Origin of the sequence: Microbacterium sp. AB, assembly GCF_032878875.1 — a bacterium.
GTDB lineage: Bacteria > Actinomycetota > Actinomycetes > Actinomycetales > Microbacteriaceae > Microbacterium > Microbacterium betulae.
The window spans coordinates 2,277,415-2,297,061 of sequence record NZ_CP118157.1; the positions used below are offsets into that span (position 1 = coordinate 2,277,415).

General features: G+C 72.3%; 19 protein-coding genes. 4 read left to right on the top strand and 15 right to left on the bottom strand.

Annotated elements, in window-relative coordinates:
• Complete coding sequence (gene lpdA, locus N8K70_RS10760) at window positions 1-1,401, top strand: dihydrolipoyl dehydrogenase (RefSeq protein WP_317138342.1); 1,401 nt, start codon at window positions 1-3, stop codon at window positions 1,399-1,401.
• Window positions 1,402-1,479: 78 nt separating this feature from the next.
• On the opposite strand, the gene N8K70_RS10765 is transcribed toward lpdA, so the two are convergent.
• The 10 genes from N8K70_RS10765 to N8K70_RS10810 all read right to left on the bottom strand — a co-directional run bounded on the left by N8K70_RS10765 (window position 1,480) and on the right by N8K70_RS10810 (window position 11,364).
• On the bottom strand, window positions 1,480-2,088 hold the full coding sequence (locus N8K70_RS10765; protein WP_317138343.1) for a CYTH domain-containing protein: 609 nt from the start codon (window positions 2,086-2,088) through the stop codon (window positions 1,480-1,482).
• Window position 2,089: 1 nt separating this feature from the next.
• Window positions 2,090-2,329, bottom strand: a complete 240-nt coding sequence (locus N8K70_RS10770) for a response regulator (RefSeq protein ID WP_317138344.1) — start codon at window positions 2,327-2,329, stop codon at window positions 2,090-2,092.
• Window positions 2,330-2,333: 4 nt separating this feature from the next.
• On the bottom strand, window positions 2,334-3,368 hold the full coding sequence (locus N8K70_RS10775) for a YihY/virulence factor BrkB family protein (protein WP_317138345.1): 1,035 nt from the start codon (window positions 3,366-3,368) through the stop codon (window positions 2,334-2,336).
• A gap of 50 nt (window positions 3,369-3,418) precedes the next feature.
• A complete protein-coding gene (locus tag N8K70_RS10780; RefSeq protein ID WP_317138346.1) occupies window positions 3,419-3,889 on the bottom strand; it encodes an A24 family peptidase in 471 nt (156 codons plus the stop codon).
• A gap of 47 nt (window positions 3,890-3,936) precedes the next feature.
• Complete coding sequence (smpB, locus tag N8K70_RS10785) at window positions 3,937-4,413, bottom strand: SsrA-binding protein SmpB (protein ID WP_317138347.1); 477 nt, start codon at window positions 4,411-4,413, stop codon at window positions 3,937-3,939.
• A gap of 54 nt (window positions 4,414-4,467) precedes the next feature.
• Window positions 4,468-5,379, bottom strand: coding sequence for a permease-like cell division protein FtsX (gene ftsX / locus N8K70_RS10790; protein ID WP_317138348.1), 912 nt, complete (start codon window positions 5,377-5,379; stop codon window positions 4,468-4,470).
• Window positions 5,376-6,485 (bottom strand): cell division ATP-binding protein FtsE, encoded by a 1,110-nt coding sequence (gene ftsE, locus N8K70_RS10795; RefSeq protein WP_317138349.1) that lies wholly within the window; start codon window positions 6,483-6,485, stop codon window positions 5,376-5,378. The genes ftsX and ftsE overlap by 4 nt, the downstream gene beginning before the upstream one ends.
• Before the next feature lie 75 nt (window positions 6,486-6,560).
• Entirely contained in the window at window positions 6,561-7,964 is a 1,404-nt protein-coding gene (locus N8K70_RS10800; RefSeq protein ID WP_317138350.1) for a sugar porter family MFS transporter, read from the bottom strand.
• Window positions 7,964-9,658 (bottom strand): amino acid ABC transporter ATP-binding/permease protein, encoded by a 1,695-nt coding sequence (locus tag N8K70_RS10805; RefSeq protein ID WP_317138351.1) that lies wholly within the window; start codon window positions 9,656-9,658, stop codon window positions 7,964-7,966. The genes N8K70_RS10800 and N8K70_RS10805 overlap by 1 nt, the downstream gene beginning before the upstream one ends.
• Window positions 9,655-11,364: an ABC transporter ATP-binding protein gene (locus N8K70_RS10810; RefSeq protein WP_317138352.1), complete on the bottom strand. Its 1,710-nt coding sequence runs from the start codon at window positions 11,362-11,364 to the stop codon at window positions 9,655-9,657. Before N8K70_RS10810 ends, N8K70_RS10805 begins: the two co-directional genes overlap by 4 nt.
• Window positions 11,365-11,462: 98 nt before the next feature.
• Between N8K70_RS10810 and N8K70_RS10815 the strand changes: the two genes are divergently transcribed.
• Entirely contained in the window at window positions 11,463-12,038 is a 576-nt protein-coding gene (locus tag N8K70_RS10815; protein ID WP_317138353.1) for a TetR/AcrR family transcriptional regulator, read from the top strand.
• A 3-nt stretch (window positions 12,039-12,041) separates the two neighbouring features.
• On the opposite strand, the gene N8K70_RS10820 is transcribed toward N8K70_RS10815, so the two are convergent.
• The 4 genes from N8K70_RS10820 to cmtR form a co-directional block, all read right to left on the bottom strand.
• Window positions 12,042-12,983: a cation diffusion facilitator family transporter gene (locus tag N8K70_RS10820; protein WP_317138354.1), complete on the bottom strand. Its 942-nt coding sequence runs from the start codon at window positions 12,981-12,983 to the stop codon at window positions 12,042-12,044.
• Between the two features lie 82 nt (window positions 12,984-13,065).
• Entirely contained in the window at window positions 13,066-13,476 is a 411-nt protein-coding gene (locus tag N8K70_RS10825; protein ID WP_317138355.1) for an ArsR/SmtB family transcription factor, read from the bottom strand.
• 120 nt (window positions 13,477-13,596) lie between these two features.
• Window positions 13,597-15,573 (bottom strand): heavy metal translocating P-type ATPase, encoded by a 1,977-nt coding sequence (locus N8K70_RS10830; protein WP_317138356.1) that lies wholly within the window; start codon window positions 15,571-15,573, stop codon window positions 13,597-13,599.
• A complete protein-coding gene (gene cmtR, locus N8K70_RS10835) occupies window positions 15,570-15,941 on the bottom strand; it encodes a Cd(II)/Pb(II)-sensing metalloregulatory transcriptional regulator CmtR (RefSeq protein WP_317138357.1) in 372 nt (123 codons plus the stop codon). The genes N8K70_RS10830 and cmtR overlap by 4 nt, the downstream gene beginning before the upstream one ends.
• Window positions 15,942-16,110: 169 nt before the next feature.
• On the opposite strand from cmtR, the gene N8K70_RS10840 reads away from it, so the two are divergent.
• Window positions 16,111-16,500, top strand: a complete 390-nt coding sequence (locus tag N8K70_RS10840; protein WP_317138358.1) for a DUF1304 domain-containing protein — start codon at window positions 16,111-16,113, stop codon at window positions 16,498-16,500.
• 108 nt (window positions 16,501-16,608) lie between these two features.
• Here the strand turns inward: N8K70_RS10840 and pepN are convergent, their stop codons facing one another.
• Window positions 16,609-19,110 (bottom strand): aminopeptidase N, encoded by a 2,502-nt coding sequence (gene pepN, locus N8K70_RS10845; protein WP_317138359.1) that lies wholly within the window; start codon window positions 19,108-19,110, stop codon window positions 16,609-16,611.
• Between the two features lie 65 nt (window positions 19,111-19,175).
• Between pepN and N8K70_RS10850 the strand changes: the two genes are divergently transcribed.
• The gene (locus tag N8K70_RS10850) at window positions 19,176-19,625 is read left to right on the top strand and encodes an acyl-CoA thioesterase (protein ID WP_317138360.1); all 450 of its coding nucleotides are present in this window, start codon (window positions 19,176-19,178) and stop codon (window positions 19,623-19,625) included.
• The last annotated feature ends 22 nt before the right edge of the window (window positions 19,626-19,647 follow it).

The following is a 19,647-nucleotide window of genomic DNA, read 5'->3' on the forward strand; positions in this document are numbered from 1 at the left end:
ATGGCTCATTACGACGTCGTCATCCTCGGCGCGGGCCCCGGCGGGTACGTCGCCGCCGTCCGCAGCGCCCAGCTCGGTCTCAAGACCGCCATCATCGAAGAGAAGTACTGGGGCGGTGTCTGCCTCAACGTCGGCTGCATCCCCTCGAAGGCGCTCCTGAAGAACGCCGAGCTCGCCCACACGCTCAAGCACAAGGCCGACTTCTTCGGCATCTCGGGCGAGGTGAGCCTCGACTACGGCAAGGCGTTCGACCGCTCGCGCGACGTCGCGAACGGCCGCGTCAAGGGCATCCACTTCCTCATGAAGAAGAACAAGGTCACCGAGTACGACGGCCGCGGCACCTTCACCGGCCCGAAGGCCATCTCGGTCACGACCTCGGACGGGAAGACCGAGGAGGTCACGTTCGACAACGCCATCGTCGCCACGGGCTCGAAGGTCCGCCTGCCGCAGGGGGTGACGCTGAGCGACAACGTCGTGACGTACGAGGAGCAGATCCTCTCGCGCGATCTGCCCGGCTCCATGGTCATCGTCGGCGCGGGCGCCATCGGCATCGAGTTCGCCTACGTCCTGTCGAACTACGGCGTGAAGGTCACGATCATCGAGTTCCTCGACCGCGTGCTCCCCAACGAGGACGCCGACGTGTCGAAGGAGATCGCCAAGCAGTACAAGGGCTACGGCATCGACATCCTCACCTCGACGAAGGTCGAGTCGGTCGTCGACAACGGCTCGGACGTGACCGTCGCGTACACGCCCAACGCGGGCGGGGAGACGCAGTCGATCACGGTCGACAAGGCGCTCCTCTCGATCGGCTTCACCCCGAACGTCGAGGGCTTCGGTCTCGAGAAGACGGGCGTCAAGCTCACCGAGCGCGGTGCGATCGACGTCGACGACCACCTGCGCACCAACGTGGAGGGCATCTACGCGATCGGGGACGTCACCGCCAAGCTGCAGCTCGCGCACGTGGCGGAGGCGCAGGGCGTCGTGGCCGCGGAGACCATCGGCGGCGCCGAGACGCAGCCGCTCGGCGACTACCGGTTCATGCCCCGCGCGGTGTTCACCTCGCCGCAGGTCGCGAGCTTCGGCCTGACCGAGCAGCAGGCCAAGGACACCGGTCGCGAGATCAAGGTGGCGACGTTCCCGTTCATGGCGAACGGCAAGGCGCACGGGCTGGGCGAGCCCGTCGGATTCGTCAAGCTCATCGCCGACGCCGAGCACCTCGAGCTGCTCGGCGCCCACCTCGTGGGCCCCGACGTCGCGGAGCTGCTCCCCGAGCTGACGCTGGCGCAGAAGTGGGACCTCACGGCCCACGAGCTCGCGCGCAACGTGCACACGCACCCGACGCTCTCGGAGGCTCTGCAGGAGGGCTTCCACGGCCTCACGGGCCACATGATCAACTTCTGATCGATCCCGACGCGCGAAGAGGGCGCCCGTCCCGTCGGACGGGCGCCCTCTTCGCGCGTCGGACCGGCAGGCGTGCCGTCAGCGGCCGAGCGCGCGCGCGAGCTTCGACGCACTCGACGCCTCGCGCGCTCCCGCCCCGTGGGCGGCCCGGGCGACGGCAGCGAAGAACGCCTCCCGTTCGGCCGGCGCCGCCTGCCCCAGCTCGACCTCCCACTCGCGCCACGCGCGCTCGTCGCCGGCGCGCAGGTCGGTCGTGCGCACGCGGTCGTCCACGAACTCGGCGAGGACGCCGCCCCGGGCGTCGAGCAGCTCGTACGCCGTGCGGTCGTTGACGATCCGGGCGAGCGGCAGGAGCGGATCCGTCGTCCACCGCGCGATCTCGGCGGCGACGGCGCCCGGGACGTCCTCGTCCTCTCCGAGAGGCCAGCCGAGCTCCAGCCGCGCCCCCTCGACGAGCGGGCCCTTGACGTGCCAGCCGGCGTCGGGTCCTCCCGTCCGGCGACGCAGCGCGACACCGGCCCGCGAGAGCGCGAGATCGCCGCTGTCGAGATAGAGCGCGTCGAGATGGCGCTCCTCCCCCTCCGTCACCGAGGCCACGCCGGGGACGTCCTTCCAGGACGGGACGTCCGTGCCGTCGTCGACGTCGAAGGTGAGCTCGATCTCGACGAAGCGCGTGGGCTCCGTCATGTCAGCGTGCGCCGTCGTCCTCGTCGTCCTCGCCGTCCTCGACGAGATCGCCCTCCTCCTCGAGGAAGAGGAACGCCGTCTCCGTCGGCCCGTCGTCGGCGCCGTTGTTCTGGGCGGCGCCGGAGCGCTGGTAGACGACCTGGGTCTCCGAATAGGGGACGATCAGGCGGTCGAGGTCGGGGTTCTCCAGGGGCAGGACCTGTCCGTCGAGGGGTCCGCCGTGCAATCGTGCGATGGCCATACCCTCACGATAGACGCGCGGCGAGCTTCTCGCGCTCGGTCTGCTCCGCCGCGCGCGCCGTGTCGAGCGCGCCGAGGGCGACGCGCACGTCGCGCTCGGCCGAGCGCACCTTCCGCTGGGCGAACGTCTCGGCGCCGTACCGTTCGCCCACGCGGTTCTCCCTCTCCTCGACGCGGACGATGATGTAGGTGCACGCGATGAGGATCACCTGTGCGGAGAGGTTGAACCAGAGCAGCAGCGCGATGAGCGAGCCGAAGGAGGCCAGGAGCGGATTCCGGTCGGCTCCGCCGACGAACAGGCCCGACAGCTGCTGCAGGACCGTCAGGCCGACGGCGCCGATCAGCGCGCCGGTCCAGAGCGCCTTCGGCGGCGCCTTCACGCCGGAGAGCAGGCGGAAGACCAGCGCCACGATCACCGCGTCGAGCAGGAACGTCGTCAGGATCGCCACCGCCCACGTGAAGGCGGCGGCCCAGCCCCCGTCCGCGAGCCCGAGCCATCCGAGGACCGTCCCGAGAAAGGCGGAGCCGAGGAACGTCAGCACGGCCGCGGCCGCGAACAGCACGCCCACCGACACGGCGAAGAGGAGATCGCGCAGGATGAGCCAGACGACGAGGACATCGTCGTGCGCGGTCCCGGCGATCGCCCGGATGGCGGTGCGCAGGTTGCCGATGGCCCCGATCGCCGCCCACCCGAGGGCCGCCGCCGAGATGACGCTGAGCCAGACGCTCCCGCCGAGCGAGCCGCCGAGGCTGTCCGCGTCGATGATGCCGCCCCCGTCGCCGTCCGCCACGAGACCGGGGATGGCCGAGCCGACCGCGTCGATGAGCGCCTGCCACAGGTCGTCACGGGAGCTCAGCCAGATCGCCGCGACCGAGAAGCCGAGCGCGACGGCGGCGAACACCGAGAACAGGGCCCGGAACGTGACCGCCGCGGCGAGGAGGCCTCCTCGCTGCTCCGAGAACAGGAGGGCGGCTCTCACGACCCTGAGGCTCAGAACCCACGCGATCACTCCGCGAACCCACTTCTCGACCGTCGACATGACTGCAACGTTACCGACCGCGCGCGTCACGCGATCAACCCCCACGCGGATCAGGCCACGAGGAGTCCCGCCCACGCGCCGAGGACCATCCAGGGGCCGAAGGCGATCCGGGTGTCCCGGGCGGCGCGGTGCGTGAGGAGCAGCACGAGCGCCCACGCGGCCCCGAAGACGAACGCCGCGGCCGCGCCGACCGCGAGCGCCGCCCATCCGTGCCATCCGAGGAAGACCCCGACGAGGATCGCGAGCTTCACGTCGCCGCCGCCCATCCCCTCGGGGTGCGCGACGCGCAGCGCGAGGTAGAACGCGCCCAGGACGAGACCGCCGGCGACCGCCTCGCCGAGCGGCGCGGCCCGCCCGCTCGCGACGGCATGCGCCGCGACGAGCAGCGTCAGCACGACGATCGACGGGACGACGATGCGGTTCGGGAGGCGGTGCTCCTGGACGTCGATCCGGATGAGCACCGCTCCGACGACCAGGAACGCTCCGTACGCGAGGGCGGCGATGAACACGGCGACATCCATCGCGACAGACTAGGGTCCCGCGCGACCGTGGCGTAGACGCCTGTGGACTACTCCCCCACGCGATTGCGCAGGCGCATGGCGCGCTCGGCCTCGCGCTTGTCCTGGCGCTCGCGCAGCGTCTGGCGCTTGTCGAACTCGCGCTTCCCCTTCGCGACGCCGATCTCGACCTTCGCCCGGCCGTCGAGGAAGTACAGGCGCAGCGGGACGAGCGTGTAGCCGCCCGCCGACACCTGGTGGCTGATCTTCACGATCTCGTCGCGGTGCAGCAGCAGCTTGCGGACGCGCTTCGAGGAGTGGTTCGTCCACGTGCCCTGCGAGTACTCCGGGATGTGCACGGCGTCGAGCCACGCCTCCCCGCCGTCGATGTACGCGTAGCCGTCGGAGAGGTTCGCCCGCCCCTGCCGCAGCGACTTGACCTCGGTGCCGGTGAGCACGAGACCCGCCTCGTAGGTCTTCTCCACGGCGTACTCGTGACGCGCGCGACGATTCGTCGCGACGACCTTCTCACCCTGTTCGCGGGGCATGCGCTCACCTCCTCGTTCTCGACGGCGCAGCCCTCCACCTTAGCAAGAAGGCGCTCAGGCCCGGAGCCAGCGGCGGATGGCGAAGCCGGCCGAGAGCGCGGCGAGCACGACGCCGATGACGACGAGCACGGGAACGACGGCCCACGCCTCGACCATCCCGACCCATGGGATGGCGTACATCTCGCTCGAGAGGTAGCCGTTCACGCCGAAGTGCACGCCGGCGAGCACGGCCGCGCTCGCGAGCACGGCCCCGATGAACGCGGCGAAGACGCCCTCCAGCACGAACGGCGTCTGGATGAACCGGTTCGACGCGCCCACGAGCCGCATGATCGCGACCTCGCGTCGCCGCGCATAGGCGGAGAGGCGGATGGTCGTGGCGATGAGCAGCACGGCGGAGACGAGCATGAGTGCGGCGATGCCGATGGCGATGTACGTCGCGATCGTGAGCGTCGCGAACAGCGGATCGAGGTACTCGAGCTGGTCGGTGATCTCCTCCACCCCCTGGACCCCCGTGAACGCCTCGACGATCACGTCGGACTGGCTCGGGTCGACGAGGTTGACGTGGAACTCGGCGCTCGTCTGCTCGGCCGTGAGGAGGCTCGCGTAGTCCTCGCCGAGGTTCTCGACGAGCGAGTCGTAGGCCTCCTCCGGCGTGAGATACGTGTAGTCCTGGATGAGCGGGGCGAGCGTGGGCCCGTCGAGCTCGGCCCGCACGGCCTCGATCTGCTCGTCCGTCGCGGCCCCGTCGACGCACGTGTCCCCCGTCGAGAGCGGAGAGCACATGTACACGTCGACGAGCGCCCTGTCCTGGAAGTAGGCGTTGGTCTTCGCGATCTGCGTCTGCATGAGCACGGCGGCTCCGACGAAGGTCAGCGAGACGAACGTCACGAGGATCACCGAGACGACCATGGACGCGTTGCGGCGCAGGCCCTGGAGCGCCTCGCCGAGGATGAGGCCGAATCTCATGAGGTGGGCCCCACTTCGTCGTCGTCGCGCGGCCTCAGGCCGAGGCGATCGGCCATGCCGAGCTCGTCGACGGGGACGTGCGGGACGGACGGCGTGCGGTCGGCCCCGTCGTCCTCCGGCTGCTCGCCGGCGGCGGCGTCGGGCTCGGCGACGGGAACGGGCTCGGCGACGGGATCCCCGCTCGCCGGCTCGATCGGCGGGATCGCGGCGTCGGCGGCCTCCGCGGGGCGCGCGGGAGCCGGCGCGGGAGCGGCGATCACGTCGACGACCTCCTCGACCGCGTCGACGGCGCGCTGGGTCGCGTCGACGGCGGCCTCCGCGGAGCCCTCCGTCACCTCGCGCTGCACCTCGAGCACGGCCGTGAGCGCCGCGATCGCGGCGGCTCCCCGCTCGGTCTCGGGTCGCAGCGTCCGCACGACCGACGTGTCGCCGTAGCCGCCGTGCCGCTCGTCGCGGAGGAGGACTCCCTCGCTCAGCTCGATCACGCGCCGCTGCATCTGGTCGACGAACGTCGCCTCGTGGGTGGCCATCACGACGGTCGTGCCGGTGGCGTTGACCTGCGCGAGGATGCGCATGATGTCCACCGACGTCCCGGGATCCAGATTGCCCGTCGGCTCGTCGGCGAGGAGCAGCTGCGGGCGGTTCACGAGCGCGCGGGCGATGGCGACGCGCTGCTGCTCGCCGCCCGAGAGCTCGTGCGGCATCCGCTTGCCCATGCCCGCCAGCCCGACGCGCTCGAGCGCGTCGGGCACCGCCTGCTTGATGAACCCGCGCGACCGGCCGATGACCTGCAGGGTGAAGGCGACGTTCTGCGCGACGGTCTTCGACTGCAGCAGCCGGAAGTCCTGGAAGACGGCGCCGATGTGCCGCCGGAAGTAGGGCGTGCGTCGCGTGGTGAGCGTCTTGGTGTCGCGACCGAGGGCGACCACGCGCCCGGACGACGGGACGTCCTCGCGCAGGATCAAACGGAGGCAGGACGACTTCCCCGAGCCCGAGGCTCCGACGAGGAAGACGAACTCGCCGCGCTGAATCTCGAAGTCGATGTCGCTGAGGGCAGGCTTGGCCGTGCCCTTGTAGCGCTTGGTGACGTGTTCGAACCGGATCATGGCGTACCGAGCCTAAGTCGGACGAGCACCGCTGACCTGAGCGACACCCCCGGGATGCGCGTTGCCAGCTGGTTCCTAGCCCATGTCCTCCAGCTCCCGGCCCTTCGTCTCGGGGACCTTCCACAGCACGAAGAAGAAGGACACGAGCGCGAAGAAGGCGTAGAAGCCGTAGGCGAAGGTGAGGCTGATGCCGCTGAAGACGGGGAACGTGGTGGAGATGAAGAAGTTCGCGAGCCACTGCGCCGCCGCCGCGACCGCCAGGGCGCTCGCACGGATGCGGTTGGGGAACATCTCCCCCAGCAGCACCCAGACGACCGGGCCCCACGTGGCGCCGAAGCCGACGACGAACAGGTTCGCCGCGACGAGGGCGACGATCGACCACGGCGCCGCGAGCTCGGCGCTCGTCGTGCCGTCCGCCGCGGTCAAGAGGTCGGCGAAGGAGAACGCGAGAGCCATCGTGCCGAGCGCGATCGTCATGAGCACGGAGCCGGTCAGCAGCAGCGCACGTCTCCCGACCCTGTCGATGAGGAGGATGGCGACGATCGTCACGACGATGTTCGTGACGGACGTGATGACGGACGTCGTCAGCGCGCTCGACTCGTCGAACCCGACCGAGCGCCAGAGCGTCGTCGAGTAGTAGAAGATGACGTTGATCCCGACGAACTGCTGGAACACCGACAGCAGCAGGCCGATCCAGACGATGGGCTTGAGCCCGAGCACGGGCCCCGCGATGTCGCGCAGCGACTCGCGCTTCTCGCTGTCGAGCGAGTCGCGGATCTGCTGGATCTTGAGGTTGACGTCGGGCTCGCCCGTGAAGTCGAGGAGCACCTGGGACGCCCTGTCATAGTCGCCCTTGCGGACGAGGTACCGCGGCGACTCCGGCAGGCGGAGCGACATGACGCCGTAGACGACCGCGGGCACCGCCTCCGCGAGGAACATCCACCGCCAGGCGTCGACGCCCCACCACAGCACCTCGTTCGCACCGCCGGAGATCGCCGCGAGCAGTGCGTTGGAGAGGAGGGCGGCGAAGATGCCGAGGACGATCGCGAGCTGCTGCAGCGATCCCAGCCTGCCGCGGATGCGCGCGGGAGAGACCTCGGCGATGTACGCCGGCGCGATGACCGACGCGGCGCCGACCCCGATGCCGCCGACGACGCGCCAGACGATGAGGTCGACGACGCCGAAGGCGAAGCCCGACCCGATCGACGACACGAAGAAGAGCACGGCCGCGACGAGCATCACGGGGACCCTCCCCCAGCGGTTCGCGATGGATCCCGCGAACCAGGCGCCGACGACGCATCCGAGGAGGGCCGAGGAGACGGCGAAGCCCTTCAGCGCGGCCTCGAGCGCGAAGTCGGCGGCGAGGGCATCGACGGCGCCGTTGATCACGGCGGTGTCGAAGCCGAAGAGGAATCCGCCGAGCGCGGCGGCGATCGCGATGCCGATCACCCGTCCGCTGGTCCTGGTGTGGTGCTGCATCAGTCTCCTTCGGGGGTGGGCGCCGCGCAGTCGGCGTTGCGAGCCTGCGGGGCGCGGTCGTGCGGTGTCAAGGTCTTGCGCGAACGCACCGGACGACCTCGGAGCCGGATGACGCGGTCCATGCCCGCCACGGCGTCGGCCCTGTGCGCGATGACGACCGCCGTGAGATCGGGACGCTTCGCGATCGCGAGCCGGATGGCCCGCTGGGTGAGGACGTCCTGGTGGGAGGTGGCCTCGTCGAGCACGAGCACGCGCGGCCGCCGGGCGAGCGCCCGCGCGAGGCCGAGCCGCTGGCGCTGGCCGCCCGAGAGGGAGAGCGCGTCCTCCGCCACGCGCGCGTCGAGACCGTCGGGATGGGCGCGGACGTCGTCGGCGAGCGACGCGTCCTCGAGCGCGGACCACGCCTCCGCCTCGGTCAGACGGGGGGCGCCGAGCCGCAGGTTGTCGAGCACCGTGCCGCTCACGAGCACGGTGCGCTGCTCGACGAGCGCGACGGCCCGCCGCAGGTCGCCCAGGGCGAGGTCGCGGACGTCGACGCCGCCGACGAGCACGCGGCCGTGCTCGGGATCGTGCACGCGCAGCAGGAGCGAGGCGATCGTCGACTTCCCGCTCCCGCTCGGGCCGAGGAGCGCCACACGCCCCCGCGCCGGCACGTCGAGGGACACGTCGTCGAGCACGGGAGCGTCCGACCCCGGGTACCGGAAGCGCACGGCGTCCACGCGCACGGGGAGGGGCCCTTCGGGAAGGACCGACGGGCGGACGGGGTCTGCGACCGCCGGAACGCGGTCGAGCACGCCGAGATACCGCCGGGCGGCGGCGAGCGCCAGCGGGAGGCTCCGCGCGAACGCCTCGACCGCCGTGAGGGCGGGGGCGGCGCCGATCACCGCCGCGGCGAGCACGAGGCGGTGCTCCGGCGCTGCGGCGCCGAGGGCGAGCAGCGCGAGCACCGCGGCGGACGGCCAGAGCAGTCCGGCGAACGCCCTCTGCGCCTGCACGAGGCCGCTCGCGCGCAGATGCCGGCCGGCGCGGGCCGAGAGGTCGTCGAGGGCGGCGAGGCGGGTCTCCTCCGCGTGCAGGGCACGGATCTCCGCGCGGCCCGCGACGTCCTCGGCGACGTGCTGGGCGATCGCCGCGCGCTCGGCCAGCAGCCCGCGCGCCGCTCGGGCCGAGGCGCGTCGGCCGAGGAGCGGGACGACCGCGCCTCCGACGAGGAACGCGCCGAGGACGACGGCCCCTTCGACGGGGCCGGTGAGGAACGCCCACGCCGTCACAGCGCCCGGCACGAGGACGGCGGCGAGCGCCGGGACGATCGTGTGGGCGAAGAAGACCTCCACGCGGTCGATGTCCCGCGCGGCGATCGAGGCGAGCGTGCCGGAGTCCGCCTCGAGCTCGCCCGGAGCGAGGGGCACGACGGCGTCGTAGAACCGCAGCCGCATGTCGGCGATGAGGTCGAAGGCCGCACGGTGGCCGAGGAACTGCTCGAGGTAGCGCAGCACGCCCTTCGCCGCGGCGAGGGAGACGAGCACGACGGCGAGCAGGACGACGTCGAGGTCGCCGTCGACCGCGACGACGGCGCCCCACGCCGGCACGGCGAGGAGCGCGACCCCGGCGGCGAGCCCCGCGACGCGGGCGAGCAGCGATGCGGCGAGCCACGGCCATGCCGGGAGGGCGATGCGAGCCAGACGGCGGATCATCCGTCCCTCCCGTCGGCCTCCGACGCATCGGACGCCGAGGCGGCGAACGCGGCGGCGAGGAAGCCGCTCTCCCGGCGCACCGCGTCGAGCGGCCCCGAGTGGGTGACGCGCCCCGCTTCGACGACCGTCACGCGGTCGGCGTCCTCCGCCTCCGCGACGCGGTGCGTGATCAGCACGACGCGCCCGCGCCGTGCGACGCGGCGCAGCGTCTCGACGACCTGCGCCGCCGACGCCGGATCGAGCTGGGCGGTGGGCTCGTCGGCCACGAGGACGTCGCGCCCCGTCAGCAGGGCCCGCGCGATGCTGATGCGCTGCGCCTGGCCGCCGGAGACCCCGCGCGCCCCTTCGCCGACGGACGTCGACAGGCCGTCGGGGAGCTCCGCTCCCCCGCGCGGGAAGCCCGCGGCGACGAGGACGTCCCTCAGCTCGTCGTCCGACGCGCCGGGGCCGCCGAGAAGCAGGTTCTCCCGCACGGACCCCGTGAAGAGGGTGCTCCGCTGGGGCACGTACGACACGACCTCGCGCAGATCGGCCGGGGTCGCGGGCTCGCCGTCGAGCCGGATGCCCGAGGCGGGGACGAGCCCCGAGAGGGCGAGAGCGAGCGACGACTTCCCCGCGCCGGACGGGCCGACGACGACCGTGAGCCCCTCGCCGATCGCGAGGTCGGCGCCGTCGACGACCATCCTCCCGCCCCGCTCGACCCGCACGTCCTCGCCGTCCAGCGCAGCGGGGGCTCCGGGCTCGCGGACGCCCCTCCCGCCGACGGGGTCCTCCGCCACGGCGCGCACGCGCTCGCCCGCCGCCCGGCCCGCGAGACCGACGTAGAACGAGCGCCCCAGCCGATCGACCGGCTCGCGGAGGGAGACCGTGAGCATCAGCAGCGCGAACGCCGTGCCCGCCGTCAGCGCCCCGCGCGACACGCCGGCGACGGCGAGCACGCCCACGAGCGAGAGCATCACGACGCCGAAGACCGCGTCGGTCACGAGCAGGACGATCTGATTGCGACGCAGCAGGCGCATCGCCTCGGAGCGGAGGGCCTCCGCCTGCGCGGCGAGCGCAGCTCGACGCTGGCCCTCGGCGCCGAGGAGGCGGACGACGCCGAGCGCGCGGATCGTCTCGAGGAACGCCGCCGTGAGCCGCCCGGAGATCATCCGGAAGCGCCCGCTGCCCGTCCGGAAGCGCGTCATGAACCACGCGACGAGCGGCGGGATGAGCGCCACGCACACCGCGAGCGGGAACGCCACCCCCGCGGACACGAAGACGGCGATCACGACGAGGACGACGACCGGGACGACGACGGCGCCGATGAGCGGCCCCAGGAACGACGCCCGGTAGTGCGCGAAGCGCTCGACCTCCTCCGTCGCGCGTGCGACGCTCGTCCCGGTGCTCTCATCCGCGTCGATCGGGGCGCCGAGCTGGGCGCGCACGACCTTCGCCCGCCACCGGCGCTCCTCGCTCCCCTGCGCGACGGCCGGCAGGACGCCCTCCGCCGCACCGATGAGGGCGGCGAGGACGAGAGCCGACGCGGCGACTGCGAGAGGGAGCGCAGGATCCCGTCCGTCGAGGACCGCGTCGACCCCGCGACCCGCGGCGAGTGCGACGACGCTCGCGGCGAGCGTCCGCACGACGGCGCAGACGACGACGAGCCATCCCGCGACGGGCACGTCGGCGGCGAGACCGGCGAGGCGTCGGACGGCGGGGGTCATCGAGATGCTGTACTCCGTGAGAGGGGGCGCTCCCATCCTAGGAGCGCCCTCCGTCAAGCCCCGGGTCGTCGCCCATGACGATCGGGCAGACTGGGGGGATGTCGGAAGATCCTCGTGCGCTCCGCAGCCGCCGTCGGCTCCAGGAGGCGCTGCGCACGCTGCTGACGCGCGAGGAGCTCACCGACATCGGCGTCGCCGAGCTCTGCCGCGAGGCGGGCGTGCATCGCACGACGTTCTACGGCCACTACGCGAACGTGGGCGACGTGGCCGCCGACATGTACGCCAGCCTGCTCGACGAGGCGAGCGCCGTGACGTCCCGGGAGGAGCAGTCGCTCGCGGATCTCGCCGCGCGCTACGCCGAGGCGACGACATCCGTCCTGCGCGGCGTCCGCCGCGAGCGCCGCAGCCTCCGCGCGCTCCTCGCCTCCGACGTCTCGCTGAGCTTCCGCAGGCGGCTCATGACGCTCTTCGACGACCGTGCCCGGGAAGCGATCGCCGCGTTCCGGGCACGGGGACTCGACGAGCCGTTCGACGATGCCGTCGCCGCGGCCTTCGTCTCCGGCGGGGTCGTCGGGGCCGTCCTCCTCTGGGCCGACGGCGACGACGAGGACGACGAGGCCTTCTCTCGGGTGATCGCGCGCCACATGCCGCCGTGGTGGCCGCGCACCGCGTGAGCCCTACGCGTGCTTGATCGACTCGGGCTCGTGGTCGCTGATGTGCTCGGTCTCGATCTGGAAGGTCGAATGGTGGACCGCGACGTCGAAGTGCTCTGCCACGCAGTCCCTGACGTCGTGGAGGACCTCGGCGGCGTGTCCGTCCGTGAAGCACGTGTCCTCCACGACGACATGGGCCGTGAGAGTGGGAAGGCCCGTGCCGACGGTCGACGCGTGGAGATCGTGGACGTCCTTGACGTGGTCGAGTTCCACGATGTGCCTGCGGACCTCGTCGAGGTCGAGGCCCTTCGGCGTGAACTCCATCAGCACGCTCGTCGTCTCCCGCATCAGCTTGAAGGCGCGGGGAACGATGAGCGCCGCGATGAGAAGACCGGCGAGCGCGTCGGCCTGCTGGAAGCCCGTGGTGGCGATCACGATGGCCGCGACGATGACGCCGATGGAGCCGAGGGCGTCGTTGAGGACTTCCAGGAACGCGGCGCGCATGTTGAAGTTCGCCCCCCTGCTGGAGGCGAGCACCGAGATGGCGAGGACGTTGGCGACCAGGCCGATGATGCCGAAGACGAGAAGCTCGGTCGACGGGACGTCGGGGGGCTCGAACAGCCTCCGGATGCCCTCGATCGCGGCGTAGACGCCGACGGCGAGCAGGAGTGTCGCCTGGCCCAGCGCGGCGATGACCTCGATGCGCCGGAATCCCCAGGTCCGCTGCGAGTTGGGAGGTCTCAGCATCAGGGTCGCGGCGACGAGCGCGACCAGGAGACCCGAGGTGTCGGTGAGCATGTGCGCGGTGTCGGTGAGCAGGGCGAGGCTGCCCGTGAGAACCGACCCCACCGCCTGGGCCACGAAGACCGTGAACGTAATCCCGAAGGCGATCACGAGCCTCTTGCGGTAGTCCCCCGGCACCCCGGCCCCGTCAGGGGACGGTCCGTGGTCGTGACCCGCGCCCATCAGCGGGCCCCCCTGCACGTCGGACGGAAATGCCCCTCAGCGGTGTTCATGGGGCGATCATATCGCTATTTGGCGATGTTATCTACCCCTCGCCTACATCAGGGCGTCGCTCGCCGCGCCGGGCGACGGTCTCCGTGCCGTGCACGGGGCACAGGGCCACCTCGGCCCCGGTCAGCGCGAGCAGCTTCTCCGCCGCCGCGAAGACGTGCACCAGCGCCTCGGGATGCGCCAGCGAGTACAGCGAGGCCCGCCCCTCCGGCCGGACGCTGACGATGCCGGCGTCCTTCAGACAGGTCAGATGCTTGGAGACCGTGCTCTGAGACAGGTCCAGGTGGGCCATGAGATCGACGACACGGTGCTCGCCGAGCTGCAGATGCAGCAGGATCACGAGCCGCGACGGGTCGCCGAAGCTGTGGAACAGCGCAGCCGCGGGCTCGAGGGCACCGGCTTCCGCGATCGGGGAGAGTTGCGCTTCCTGTGCTGTCATCGCCATGTGACAATGATAACGCTTCTCGATTTCGTCGGACGACCGAGCCGCGCACACGCGGCGGGGCGACGGACCAGACGGCATGCGCCCGCCCGAGACGTCCGGGCCGACCGTGCGAGGGGACGATCAGGTGCGGGCGGGCTCGGGTTCCGGAGCCGGTGCGGGCTCCCGCGGCGCGGCGGGACGGCGGGCGGCGCGGACGCCGTTGAGGATGACGACGACCTCGGCGAGCTCGTGCACCAGGACGACGCCGGCGAGTCCCAGCGCCCCGGACAGGGCCAGCGGGAACAGCACGACGATGATCGCCAGGGCGAGGCCGATGTTCGCGGTCATGATCCGCCGGCCGCGGCGGGCGTGCGCCAGCGCCCCGGGGATGAGGCGGAGGTCGTGGCCGGTGAAGGCGACGTCGGCGGACTCGATCGCCGCGGCGGATCCCCTCACGCCCATCGCGATGCCGACGGTCGCGGTCGCGAGGGCCGGTGCGTCGTTGATGCCGTCCCCGACCATCGCGGTCGGCCGCGACGCGACCAGGGCGGCGATCGCGTCGGCCTTGTCCGCGGGGAGCTGCTCGGCCCGAACGTCCGCGATGCCGGCCTGCCGGGCGATCGCGCGGGCGGTGCGGTCGTTGTCGCCGGTGAGCATGACCGTGTCGATGCCCTGGGCGTGCAGCATCCGCACGGTCTCCGCCGACTCGGGACGCAGCTCGTCCCGCACCCCGATCAGGCCGGCGAGCGTCCCATCGGCCTCGACCACGATCACGGTCATCCCCTGCGCAGCCATCGACTCGGCCGCGGCGCGGAGCCCGGCGGGATCGAGCCAGCGCGCGCTGCCGACGCGGATGTGCCGGGCACCGACGCGGCCGGTGACGCCGCGCCCCGCCTCCTCGACCACGTCGGCGGCGGGCGCCGCGCCCGGCCCGGCCGCGGCGATCGCCGCGGCCAGCGGGTGGGCGCTCGTCGCCTCCACCGCCGAGACCCAGCCGAGCAGGTCGTCGCGGCTGACGCCGGCGACGGGTCGCACGTCGACGACGGCAGGCTCGTTGCGCGTGAGGGTGCCCGTCTTGTCCAGGGCGACGACGCGGATCGTGCCGAGCCGCTCGAACGCCTCGCCGGACGTGATCACGACGCCGAACGTCGACGCCGCTCCGATCGCGCTGATCACCGTCACCGGGACCGCGATCGCCAGGGCGCACGGCGACGCGGCCACGAGCACCACGAGGGCGCGTTCGATCCAGGTCCACGGATCGCCGACGACCACGCCGAACAGCGCGACGAGCGCCGCGGCGGCCAGGACGGCGGGGACCAGGGGTCGGGCGATCCGGTCCGCGAGACGCGCGCGTTCGCCCTTGCGGGCGTGGGCCTGCTCGACCAGGGCGACGACCCTGGTCAGCGAGTTGTCGCGGCCGTCCGCGGTCGCCTCGATCCGCAACGTCGCGGACCCGTTCGCCGAGCCGGCGACGACCCGGTCGCCCGGCCCCGCCTCGGCCGGGATCGACTCGCCCGTCACCGCGGACGTGTCCAGGCTCGACCGGCCCGCCACGACCACGCCGTCCGTGGCGACCCGTTCTCCGGCGCCGACGACGAGCACGTCGCCCTCGCGCACATCCGCGGCGGGGATCGTCACGACGCCGCCGAGACGAGACACGCGCACGGCGTCGGGGATCAGCGCGAGCAGGGCGCGAAGGCCGTCCTTCGCGCGGTCCATCGCCCGGTCCTCGAGTGCCTCGGCGAGGGAGAACAGGAACGCCAGCGCGGCGGCCTCGCCGACGTGTCCGAGCAGCACCGCGCCGATCGCGGCGATCGTCATCAACAGCCCCACGCCGAGCCGCCCACCCCGCAGGCGACGGACCGCGCCAGGAACGAAGGTGCAGGCGCCCGCGAGCAGCGCCGCCCCCTGCAGGGCCAGCGCGGGGAGGCACAGCCCCGACCACTCGAAGGCGTACCCGGCGAGCAGGAGCGCCCCGGAGAGCGCCGCGGGCAGCAACGCGGCGTCGCGCCACCACGGCGATCGGACCCCGTGCGCGTCCTCATCGCCGGCGAGCTCCCCGCCCCGCCCCGTCGCGGCCCCGCGCGGCTCATCGGGACCGCAGCACTCCTCGCTCACCGCGCCGGGGTCCCTTCCCCGCCCGGACCGCAGCACAACGGCACGTCGCAGTCCGCATCCGCGCACGGGGCGCCGTCGTCGTAGGCGAGCACGGTGTCGACCAGCAGCGAGATCGCTCGGGCGAGGTGCGGGTCGGCGATCTCGTACCGGGTCCGCCGGCCCTCCTGCGTCGCTGCCACGATCCCGCAGCCCCGCAGGCACGCCAGATGGTTCGAGACGTTCGTCCTCGTCAGCCCCAGCGACTCCGACAGGCGCGCCGGGTAGCCGGGCCCGCCCAGGAGCTCCAGGAGGATTCGCGACCGCGTGGGGTCTGCCATGGCCCGGCCGAGCCGGTTCATCACGTCGACGCGAGTCGCGATCGTCAGCATGACCCGACTATACAGCGAACAGTGACCTTTCCGCGGATCGCGCAGCGTCCGCGACCCGCGTTCGGGCCCTCGCCCGTCGTCTCCGTCCGGACGGTCCCGGTCGCCCTCCGGATGCGTCCCGCCGTCGCGAGGTAGGTTTCAACGGTCACCCCACGGAGAGAAGGACACCATGATCATCACAGGACTCGTGCTCGCCGGCGTCGCCGCGCTCGTGCACGTGTACATCTTCTTCCTCGAGTCGATCGCGTGGACGAGCGACCGGGCGATCGCGATCTTCGGCCTGCCCTCACGAGAGGCCGCGGAGGCGCAGAAGGACCTCGCCTTCAACCAGGGGTTCTACAACCTGTTCCTCGCCGTCCTCGTCGCCCTGGGCATCGTCCTGTTCACGGCGGGCGCGACCGCCGTGGGGGCGACGCTCGTGTTCGCCGGAGCGGGCTCCATGATCGCCGCGAGCCTCGTGCTGCTCCTCTCCAGCCCCGACAAGGCCTCGTCCGCCCTCAAGCAGGGCGTCGTGCCCGCCCTGGGGGTGCTCGCCCTGGCCGTGGGCCTCGCACTCTGACCGCGGGCGGACGCCGGATCCGCTGGCTCGGATGACGGGATCGACCCGTTCTGCGCGGGAGACCGGGGCGATCTCGTCATCCGGACCCGATCGGCGCCTCCGTGCCGCTCAGCCCCTCTGTGCGGCGCGCACACGCAGGTCGCGCGCGAGATGGTCGCGCTGCTCCACGACGAGCCGGCGCAGGGCGCCCGGCGCGTCGGCGTTCGCCGCGAGCCATGCGTCCACCGGCTCGAGAGACTCCGCGGCGGGGAACAGCCCCGTCACGAGACGCCGCGCGATCTCGATGCTGCGAGCCTCCCACGCCGCCCGGATACGCGCGAAGTACTCCGCGTCGAGACGCGAGACGAGATCGCGCCGGTCTCCGGCGCGGAAGCCGGCGATCGTCGCGCTCAGGTGATCGTTCGTGAGCGAGGTGTCGTCCCACGCCGCGTCCCACGCCGCGGCGCGGACCTCCGGCTCCGGTCGCGAGGCGAGCACCTGGATGCGCGCCGTGCGGCCCGACGCCGTCGCGTCGCGGGCGAGCTCGGCGTCGGCCATCGCCTCGTCGGCGTGACCGGTCGCCGCCAGCGCGGCGAGCCACGACCAGCGCAGCTCGGGATCGAGCGCGAGTCCCCGCGGCGCCGCGACGGAGCCGTCGAGGATGGCCGCCAGGTCTGCCGCGTGTGCGTCGTCGACGGCGGAGGCCGCGCCGAGCGTCCTGGCCCACGCGAGCTGCGCGTCGCCGCCGGGAGCGGAGCCGGTCATCCCCTGCCACGTCGTCTCCAGCCAGGCACGCCGCTCAGCAGCACGCGCCGAGTCGGCGACGTAGTGCGCCACCGCGAAGGCCGCGTTGGCGAGGACGCCCGTCAGCAGGGCGATGTTCGTCTCCGCCGGGGCGTGACGCCGCACGATCTCGAGGTAGCGCGCAGCCGGCAGCTCTCCGTCGCGGGCGGCGTTCCACAGCGCGGACCACACGAGTCCGCGCGTGAGCGCGTCGTCGAGCGTCGAGAGCCCCGAGGCGGCCGCGTCCACCGAGCGGTCGTCGAGCCGCACCTTCGCGTAGGAGCGGTCTCCGTCGTTCGCGAGGACGAGATCGGCGTCGGGGACGACGGGCAGCGCGACCTCGGTGCGCTCGTCCGCGATGTCGAGGTCGACGGCCGCCCTGCGCCGGAGACGGCCGTCCGCGAAGGCGTACAGACCGAGCGACAGACGGTGCGGCCTCGGGTCGGTCTGCACGACGACGAGCCCGCCCGCGTCTCCCCGCTCGGCGGAGACCGTCGAGACGCCCGTCGTCTCGAGCCACGCACGCGACCAGGCGCGGACGTCGCGGCCCGAGACGTCCGCGAGCTGCACGAGCAGGTCCTCGAGCGTCGTGCTGCCGAACGCATGCGCGGCGAAGTAGCGGCGGGCGCCCTCGAAGAACGCCTCCTCGCCGACGAACGCGACGAGCTGCTTGAGCACCGACGCGCCCTTGGCGTAGGTGATGCCGTCGAAGTTGAGCTTCGCCGCCTCGAGATCGGGGATGTCGGCGACGACCGGATGGGTCGTGGGCAGCTGGTCCTGCTGGTACGCCCAGGCCTTGCGGCGATTCGCGAACGTCACCCAGGCGTCGGTGAAGCGGGTCGCGGCGACCGCCGCGTGCGCGCCCATGTAGTCGGCGAACGACTCCTTGAGCCACAGGTCGTCCCACCACCGCATCGTCACGAGGTCGCCGAACCACATGTGCGCCATCTCGTGGAGGATCGTGTTCGCGCGGCCCTCGTGCTGCGCGGCGGTCGACGCCCCGCGGAAGACGTACGCCTCGGTGAAGGTCACGAGGCCGGGGTTCTCCATGGCGCCGAGGTTGTACTCGGGCACGAAGACCTGGTCGTACTTCCCCCAGGGGTAGTCGTAGCCGAAGGCGCCCGTGAAGAAGTCGAGCCCCTGCCGCGTGACCTCCAGGATCTCGTCGGCGTCGAGGTGCTCGGCGAGCGACGCCCGGCAGAGGACGCCGAGCGGGACGACCTGCCCGTCACGGCGCCACTCCCCCTCGACCCGGTGATACGGGCCCGCGGCGACGGCGGTGACGTAGCTCGAGATCGGCGGGGTGGGGGCGAACTCGATCTCCTGCACGCCGTCTCGCTCGCGCGAGGACACCGCCGTCTGGTTCGACAGCACCCGCCATCCGTCCGGCGCGGCGATCGAGAACGTGTGCCGCGCCTTCATGTCGGGCTGCTCGAAGCACGCCATGACGCGGCGCGCATCGGCCGGCTCGTACTGCGTGTAGAGGTAGGTCGCGCCGTCGACGGGGTCCACGAAGCGGTGCAGGCCCTCCCCGGAGCGGCTGTAGGCGGCGGTCGCCTCGACGACCACCTCGTTCGAGGAGGACAGACCGGCGATCCGGATGCGGGCGCCATCCCATTCGACGGGCCGTCCGACGCCGTTCACCGTCACACGGTGCACGGCCTCGCCGACGAAGTCGATCCAGGTGCTCGCGGCCGTCGCGTCGAACTCGAGCGTCGTCGTCGTGGGGAACCCCGTGCACTCGGCGTCGACCGCTCCGGTGACGTCGAGCTCGACGCGGACGGCGTGGACGGCGACGACCGCGGATCGCGCGACCGTCTCTTCGCGCGTGAGGTTGGCGGAGCTCATCCCTCCATCGTTCCACGCGTCGTCTCGTGCGACCGTCCGAGACGACGGGCGTACGCTGGAGGGCGATGAGCACTCCCGCAGACGACGGCCGGATGAACTTCCACACCCGCAAGTGGGTGCGCCCCGAGGACCTCAACGCGAACGGGACGCTCTTCGGGGGCAGCCTCCTCAAATGGATCGACGAGGAGGCGGCGATCTACGCCATCATCCAGCTCGGCAACTACCGGGTGGTGACGAAGTTCATCTCCGAGATCAACTTCGAGGCGTCGGCGCAGCAGGGCGACCTCGTCGAGATGGGCCTCATCGCGACGCACTTCGGCCGCACGTCCATGACGATGCGCGCCGTCGTGCGCAACATGATCACGCGCAAGACGATCCTGACGATCGAGAAGATCGTCTTCGTCAACATGGACGAGGACGGCGTCCCCGCCCCGCACGGCCACTCGACGATCACCTACGAGCGCGACCGCATGCCGCGCGAGCATTCCGGGACGGGCACCATCCGCCTGCCCTGAGCGCTGCGCCGCCCGCGCGGCC

Bases quoted from the DNA above. Each gene is read 5' to 3' on its own strand.
- lpdA (WP_317138342.1), top strand. From the start codon at position 1: ATGGCTCATTACGACGTCGTCATCCTCGGCGCGGGCCCCGGCGGGTAC.
- N8K70_RS10765 (WP_317138343.1), bottom strand. From the start codon at position 2,088: ATGACGGAGCCCACGCGCTTCGTCGAGATCGAGCTCACCTTCGACGTC.
- N8K70_RS10770 (WP_317138344.1), bottom strand. From the start codon at position 2,329: ATGGCCATCGCACGATTGCACGGCGGACCCCTCGACGGACAGGTCCTG.
- N8K70_RS10775 (WP_317138345.1), bottom strand. From the start codon at position 3,368: ATGTCGACGGTCGAGAAGTGGGTTCGCGGAGTGATCGCGTGGGTTCTG.
- N8K70_RS10780 (WP_317138346.1), bottom strand. From the start codon at position 3,889: ATGGATGTCGCCGTGTTCATCGCCGCCCTCGCGTACGGAGCGTTCCTG.
- smpB (WP_317138347.1), bottom strand. From the start codon at position 4,413: ATGCCCCGCGAACAGGGTGAGAAGGTCGTCGCGACGAATCGTCGCGCG.
- ftsX (WP_317138348.1), bottom strand. From the start codon at position 5,379: ATGAGATTCGGCCTCATCCTCGGCGAGGCGCTCCAGGGCCTGCGCCGC.
- ftsE (WP_317138349.1), bottom strand. From the start codon at position 6,485: ATGATCCGGTTCGAACACGTCACCAAGCGCTACAAGGGCACGGCCAAG.
- N8K70_RS10800 (WP_317138350.1), bottom strand. From the start codon at position 7,964: ATGCAGCACCACACCAGGACCAGCGGACGGGTGATCGGCATCGCGATC.
- N8K70_RS10805 (WP_317138351.1), bottom strand. From the start codon at position 9,658: ATGATCCGCCGTCTGGCTCGCATCGCCCTCCCGGCATGGCCGTGGCTC.
- N8K70_RS10810 (WP_317138352.1), bottom strand. From the start codon at position 11,364: ATGACCCCCGCCGTCCGACGCCTCGCCGGTCTCGCCGCCGACGTGCCC.
- N8K70_RS10815 (WP_317138353.1), top strand. From the start codon at position 11,463: ATGTCGGAAGATCCTCGTGCGCTCCGCAGCCGCCGTCGGCTCCAGGAG.
- N8K70_RS10820 (WP_317138354.1), bottom strand. From the start codon at position 12,983: ATGGGCGCGGGTCACGACCACGGACCGTCCCCTGACGGGGCCGGGGTG.
- N8K70_RS10825 (WP_317138355.1), bottom strand. From the start codon at position 13,476: ATGGCGATGACAGCACAGGAAGCGCAACTCTCCCCGATCGCGGAAGCC.
- cmtR (WP_317138357.1), bottom strand. From the start codon at position 15,941: ATGCTGACGATCGCGACTCGCGTCGACGTGATGAACCGGCTCGGCCGG.
- N8K70_RS10840 (WP_317138358.1), top strand. From the start codon at position 16,111: ATGATCATCACAGGACTCGTGCTCGCCGGCGTCGCCGCGCTCGTGCAC.
- pepN (WP_317138359.1), bottom strand. From the start codon at position 19,110: ATGAGCTCCGCCAACCTCACGCGCGAAGAGACGGTCGCGCGATCCGCG.
- N8K70_RS10850 (WP_317138360.1), top strand. From the start codon at position 19,176: ATGAGCACTCCCGCAGACGACGGCCGGATGAACTTCCACACCCGCAAG.